Annotated in this window: 4 protein-coding genes and 1 pseudogene; 4 read left to right on the top strand and 1 reads right to left on the bottom strand. The window is 43.7% G+C overall.

Features of this window, described 5'->3' with window-relative positions; all coding sequences use genetic code 11:
- From RIE73_RS26555 to RIE73_RS26540, 4 genes are all read left to right on the top strand, one after another.
- A partial coding sequence (locus RIE73_RS26555) for an eCIS core domain-containing protein (RefSeq protein ID WP_446404032.1) occupies positions 1–1,450 on the top strand: 1,450 nt, incomplete at its 5' end.
- A gap of 7 nt (positions 1,451–1,457) precedes the next feature.
- A complete protein-coding gene (locus RIE73_RS26550; protein ID WP_446404031.1) occupies positions 1,458–2,729 on the top strand; it encodes a HEAT repeat domain-containing protein in 1,272 nt (423 codons plus the stop codon).
- An 85-nt stretch (positions 2,730–2,814) separates the two neighbouring features.
- On the top strand, positions 2,815–2,988 hold the full coding sequence (locus RIE73_RS26545; protein WP_446404033.1) for a polymorphic toxin type 33 domain-containing protein: 174 nt from the start codon (positions 2,815–2,817) through the stop codon (positions 2,986–2,988).
- 35 nt (positions 2,989–3,023) lie between these two features.
- A complete protein-coding gene (locus RIE73_RS26540; protein WP_446404030.1) occupies positions 3,024–3,473 on the top strand; it encodes a DUF4279 domain-containing protein in 450 nt (149 codons plus the stop codon).
- Between the two features lie 88 nt (positions 3,474–3,561).
- On the opposite strand, the pseudogene RIE73_RS26535 reads toward RIE73_RS26540, so the two are convergent.
- A pseudogene (locus tag RIE73_RS26535) lies at positions 3,562–3,783 on the bottom strand (ATP-binding protein); the annotation flags it as partial.

Raw genomic sequence — 3,783 nt, 5'->3', positions numbered from 1 at the left:
CCCCCATCACCCCCATCAGATCTGGCAAAGAGCGCAATCAATTACACCTGTGGTACACAGGCAAATTGATCCGCGTGTGCAAATGCGCCAGATGATACAACGGGCAGCTCAAATCGATGGAAATCAGGCATCTGGGGATTTGGAGAGTCGTTTGAATGCGTCTAAGGGTGGAGGTTCTCCGTTATCGGAGGACGTGATCCAGTTTATGGAACCGCGCTTTGGGGCGGATTTTAGTGGAGTGCGGGTGCATACGGGTGGCGAAGCGGTGCAGATGAATCAGGAGTTGGGCGCTCAGGCGTTTACTCATGGGAGTGATGTTTATTTTGGGGCGGGGAAAGAGCCGGGGAATAATGAGTTGACGGCACATGAGTTGACTCATGTGGTGCAGCAAAGTGGTAAAGCGGTTCAACGCCAGTCTGTCTTCAGCAAATCAGGAAAGGAATCCCATCCAGAAGAGGGGGAACAAGAACAGCTTCAAGCAAAGGAACTCTCCAGTCACATTTCTGGTGAAACTCTGAATAAGGAATTGCGCTTGCAAGCTGAGCAATTGGGTCAAACGCAGACTGTTGAGCGATCGCAAATTGCTGAGGAGGAAAAATTACTAAAGCAGCTGCTAGGGGAAGCGGAGGAAAAGGCTGTCCAGATCAAGGAGATACAGCAGCGATCGTCTTTAAATGAAATAACCATTGCCTCAAGTCGTAATGCCGAACAAAAAACAGGTAATGAGGGAACGGATAGGTTGGCTTGCTTTGGCGATCAAAACCATAACATGACAGTAGTCTGGACGTTGATAGCTAATCCTGGAGATCGTATCAGTAGCTATCAAATCTGGCTTAGATTTCGCGATGGTCAAGGAAGATCTATTCCACGCGCACCTTTGAGAGCTAGAAGGGTTTTAACAGATCAGATAACGATTCACTACACTCAAAGTGCCAATATCGGTCGAGTAAGCCTCACGGGAGAAGCATGGGTAGGTAATCGAGAAACTGGCGTAAGGCGTGTGTCCCTACTTCCTCTCGAAACTTATTGCAGTTTTAAGGATAACAACCCAAACTCCCAAGAAAACCCACCTCAAAATCTACCAATTATTTGGCCCCGATGGGCAGGTTTGGGCTTGCCAACCCGCTCGCAATCGCGTCCGAACGTAGATAAAGTATATGTCGGAAAACGCTTAACAAGAACTAGACCAGGTAGGCGAGACCCAAATTTACCGAACCAGTTCAGAAGGCAATATAACATATCAGACGGACAAGCGGTTCACCATCTAATTCCACTTTTCTTAGGAGGTCAAGACAGAATAGAAAATTTAGTTGGGGTTTGGGGACGAAATCATACGAGAGGGCATTCAGCTTTGCGAGAGCAAGCACAGCTAACGAATTACGGCGTATCATCAACCGATCTTTATCAACACCCGATAGGGACGACTTACAGAGTTGCTGCAATTAGCTAAGTTGGTTATGAAAAAACTAATTCGCTTGCTGAATCAAGCCGAACAGCATCTAGATAATCTTCGAGACTATCAAGGAAGCGACCATCGTCAAGTCAGGGAAGAAGTTCAAAAATTTTTCACTGTAGAAAACCAGATTCGGTCTTTATCCAATGTCAGGAATCGACTTGAGAAGATCGCCCTAAGTTCTTTCGAGTCTAACTTGAGTCGATATTCTCAGATGGCCGGCCTCATCTTAGCTCGCTCGGGCTGGTCTGGCTCAGCTTCAATCGTCCTCAAAGCGGCTCGTCAGTCTACAGGAGCAATAATGCCTCTGTCTCATTTAGCTCCCTCCTCGGAAACGATATCAGCCCTAGAAACTGAGATAGCCAGACAGCAAGAAAAAGATTCACCAGAAATTGCGGTTTACGCCTTAGTTGAGGCGTTGACTTGTCAGCGTTCGGTTGAGGTAATTCCGAGTGTCCTTTCCTACATTCAGGGTAATAGTGACTGGTGGGGTTGTGCTTCGATTCTTTCTCAGCTAGTGACCTTGATGCCTGAGCCAGGATTGCTGGTTGCCCAAGAAATCGAACAACAATCTCAAGGAACGTTATCCCTAACGGGTTTAGGATTAAGAGCTGTTTATCAGAGTCAAGATGCCTACGAAAAGTTGCTCAGCCAGGTTGGGAAGAACAACGCGGAAGAGGAGACCATTTATTTCTGGTTGGGAAACATTCCTCGTCAGGAATCCTTGGATAGGCTCTTGCCCGCCTTGAACCACCCATCAGAAGACATTCGGTTCAAGGTACTCACCAGTTTGAGCTTGTTCGGAGATCGTCAGGTATATCGGCATATTATTCCGTTGTTATCCGATGCATCGATTGATGTCGTTGAACAGGCGACAGCTACTCTTTGGGATTGGTTAGACGAAGACTTACAGGAGTTTGAAAAAAGTTGTAAATTTAAGACCGCAGGGAGTTTGATGAGTGAAAGTCAAACCGAATTTGAAAAGATTGCCAGAGCTAGATTGGAGACAATGGAACCCAATCGGCGTTATGGTGGCAAACAGCTATATTTACCTATTCGTCACTTACATCAAATTGAAAGTGGAATATTGACAAGATACCATTGGTATCAATGGGTGGCGACGACGGGAATTTACAAACCGTTTAGTGAATGGAGAGATTTACTGTATAATTTTACGGCATTAGATGAGTTAAGCCGTTGGTATCAACAAAACACTGCTCAATTTGAAGTCGGTTGTTATTATTATCACGGCAGAAAATGTTCAGCTAGATTATAAGCCAGATGTAAACTTTATCCGAAGTTATTTGCAAAAATAATAAGTGTTTTTATGGTTATTTTATTGCGTAATTTCTAATGGATAAATTGAAGCAATTGAAGAAGCTGGAGAAGATATTCACGAACACAAGGAAGGTTGTCCTGGTGGCGTTTCAAAATGTGATTTGTACAAAGACAGACAAGGAAATATCTACGTAAAACCTAAAGGTAGCAGAGGTGCGGGGGAGTTTACTGGTCTTAATATTAACAACTTTTGGTGAATCTCGCCCGCCTATACTTAAGATGATAGAATACCATGAGCAAAACCAACGAAATATACGCATATTTTCGATTATCAGGAGTTGATCTTGATCCGGATGAAATCACTAAGATTGTCGGTGTTAAACCTACGCAAACTTGGAAAACAGGAAATGTCGTCGTTCGGCCGAGGGGAAAACCAACGATTAGGAAATTTAGTGTTTGGAAAGTCAAATCTAAATTAGCTCCTTCAGAAGAACTTGACCCCACAAGAGAACTTGAGATACATATAGAGTCTGTTTTTGAGCAACTACAACCTGGTTGGCAGCAACTCGCTAAAATAAGTTATCAGTACGAAGTACTTATTTGTTGTGTAGTTTATGCTTATAGCCACGTACCTGCCATTAGTTTTAATCAGCAAATTATACATAAGGCTAGTGAACTGAGTGCAGGTATAGATTTAGATATGTATTGTAGACTTAATTGGAAAAAACAAGAACAAGAATAAGTCCTAGATGAGAAGTTAAAGCTGCTCAAATTCCTCACGCGTCTGTAGTGCGATCGCCAGGGACACCGTAGGATAAACCAACAGGATATTAAACCCAGCCCCTAATTTCAGAATCCGTTAAAATTTTTCCCAACTTCAGAGATTCGCTTTTCGTCGCTTGTAAAATATGTTTCATCATCACAGGTTCACCCGCATCAGCCACTATAAACGCCGCATTTAAGGCAATATTGCGGATATTTCCTCCCGCCATATTCAGCTTACCTAACTTTTGCATATCTAAGTTCTTTGTCGGCGTCTCTTTTGGGAAAAT

The sequence above is a fragment of the Coleofasciculus sp. C1-SOL-03 genome (assembly GCF_040220555.1).
GTDB lineage: Bacteria > Cyanobacteriota > Cyanobacteriia > Cyanobacteriales > Coleofasciculaceae > Coleofasciculus.
This window is presented reverse-complemented; position numbering and strand designations above follow the sequence as displayed.

Coding starts and splice junctions, on each gene's coding strand:
- RIE73_RS26540 (WP_446404030.1), top strand. CDS start 3,024: ATGAGCAAAACCAACGAAATATACGCATATTTTCGATTATCAGGAGTT.
- RIE73_RS26550 (WP_446404031.1), top strand. CDS start 1,458: ATGAAAAAACTAATTCGCTTGCTGAATCAAGCCGAACAGCATCTAGAT.